This window comes from Streptomyces sp. NPDC059900 (assembly GCF_050270335.1).
Taxonomy (GTDB): domain Bacteria; phylum Actinomycetota; class Actinomycetes; order Streptomycetales; family Streptomycetaceae; genus Streptomyces.
Map to the genome: position 1 here is coordinate 1 of NZ_JBNNJZ010000889.1, position 2,326 is coordinate 2,326.

Genomic DNA, 2,326 nt, shown 5'->3' on the forward strand with positions numbered 1-2,326 from the left:
AAACGCCCGGTTACATTCCGAACCCGGAAGCTAAGCCTCATAGCGCCGATGGTACTGCAGGGGGGCCCCTGTGGGAGAGTAGGACGCCGCCGAACAATCTTTGGAGGACCCCTGGTCCCAGCGTCCACGCTGGGACCAGGGGTCCTTTTGTTTTTGTCGAAGCGCGCCGGCTACCCGGCTGCGCGAGAATGACTGCGGTACCGAAGACGAGGAGTCACCGATGTCCACCAACTCTCCCGACGAGCGACCGGAGCGCGGCCAGCGCGGCCGGGACGGTGGCGACCGGGGCGGATACCGTGGCGGCGCACCCCGTCGCGACGACCGCAGCGGCGGTGGGCGTCCCCCGTTCCGTCGCGACGACCGCTCCACCTCCGGTGGCCCCCGCCGGGACGACCGTGACCGGGGCGCCCCGCGTCGTGACGACCGGGGTGGGGAGCGCGGTGGCTTCCGCCGCGATGACCGTCGTGATGACAACCGTGGTGGCGGCGACCGCGGCGGGTTCCGCCGTGATGACCGCTCGACCTCCGGTGCCCCGCGTCGCGACGACCGCGGCGGTGACCGTCCCTCGTTCCGTCGTGACGACCGGCGCGATGACCGCGGTGGTGACCGTGGCGGGTTCCGTCGCGATGACAACCGTGGCGGCGGTGACCGTGGTGGCTACCGTGGCCGCGATGACCGCTCCGGCGGTGGGCGTCCCCCGTTCCGCCGTGATGACCGCTCGACCTCGGGTGCCCCGCGCCGCGACGACCGGCGTGACGGTGACCGTCCCCAGTTCCGCCGCGACGACCGCTCGACCTCGGGTGCCCCGCGCCGCGATGACCGCGGTGGTGACCGTGGCGGGTTCCGTCGCGATGACAACCGTGGCGGCGGCGACCGCGGCGGGTTCCGCCGTGACGACAACCGTGGCGGCGGAGACCGTCCCGGGTTCCGCCGTGACGGGGATCGTCCCTCGTTCCGCCGCGACGACCGGCGCGATGACCGTCGTGATGACAACCGTGGTGGCTTCCGCCGTGACGATCGCCGTGACGACCGCGGCGGTGACCGCGGTGGGTTCCGTCGCGACGATCGTCGTGACGACCGGCCCCGTGGTGGCGACCGTCCCGCCTTCCAGCGTGATGACCGTCGTGATGACAACCGTGGTGGCGGCGACCGTGGTGGCTTCCGCCGTGACGACCGCGGCGGTGACCGCGGTGGGTTCCGTCGCGATGACCGTGGTGGCGACCGGCGTGATGACCGCGGCGGGTTCCGTCGTGACGACAACCGCGGTGGCGGTTACCGCGGCGGGCGTGACGACCGCGGGCCGCGGCGCGACGACCGTGGTGGGCGGCCCGGCGGGTTCCGTGGGCGCGACGACCGGCGTGACGGCGACCGTGGCGGCTACCGCGGGCGCGACGACCGTGACCGCGAGCCCATCAAGCGGCTGCCGATCCCCGATGACGTCACGGGCCACGAGATCGACAAGGACGTACAGCAGGAGCTGCAAAGCCTTCCCAAGGGACTCGCGGAGGACGTCGCCAGGAACCTGGTGATGGTCGCCAACCTCATCGACGAGGACCCCGAGCAGGCCTATGCGTACTCACGGATCGCGCTGCGGCTCGCCTCGCGCGTCGCCGCCGTACGGGAGGCCGCGGGCTTCGCCGCGTACGCGACGCAGAACTACAACGAGGCGCTCGGCGAGTTCCGGGCCGCCCGGCGGATGACCGGCAGCGTCGAGCTCTGGCCCGTCATGGCGGACTGCGAGCGCGGTCTCGGCCGTCCCGAGAAGGCGCTGGACATGGCCGGTGCGCCCGAGGTGCAGAAGCTGGACAAGCCGGGGCAGGTCGAGATGCGTCTCGTCGCCGCCGGCGCCCGTCAGGACCTGGGGCAGACCGATGCCGCCATCGTGACCCTCCAGGGTCCCGAGCTGGCGTCGAACTCCGTCCAGCCGTGGACCGCGCGGCTGCGGTACGCGTACGCCGACGCGCTGCTCGCCGCGGGCCGTGAGGACGAGGCGCGCGAGTGGTTCGCGAAGGTCATCGAGTCCGACAAGGACGGCAGCACCGACGCGTCGGACCGCCTTGCCGAGCTCGACGGCGTGGAGTTCGTCGACGCCCTCCAGAACGACGCCCTCCAGAACGACGCGCAGGAGGCGGCCGCCGAGGCGCCGGTCGCGGAGGCGGCTCCCGCCGCGCCTGCCGCGCAGCCCGATGTCGTCTTCGTCGCCCCCGTCCAGGAGGACGAGGACGAGGGCGTGGAGGAGTACTACGACGAGGACGACTTCGAGCTGGACGATGACAGTGACAGCGACAGCGATGGTGACCAGGGCCGTAAGGTCTGAGTGCTGAGC

General features: G+C 72.3%; 1 protein-coding gene, 1 rRNA gene and 1 pseudogene. All 3 read left to right on the plus strand.

Features of this window, described 5'->3' with window-relative positions; all coding sequences use genetic code 11:
• Positions 1–95, plus strand: a 5S ribosomal RNA gene (gene rrf / locus ACQKIP_RS45335); the annotation flags it as partial.
• A 242-nt stretch (positions 96–337) separates the two neighbouring features.
• Positions 338–1,312, plus strand: a pseudogene (locus ACQKIP_RS45340) (hypothetical protein); the annotation flags it as partial.
• Positions 1,313–1,411: 99 nt separating this feature from the next.
• Positions 1,412–2,317, plus strand: a complete 906-nt coding sequence (locus tag ACQKIP_RS45345; RefSeq protein WP_365860167.1) for a hypothetical protein — start codon at positions 1,412–1,414, stop codon at positions 2,315–2,317.
• Positions 2,318–2,326 lie beyond the last annotated feature (9 nt).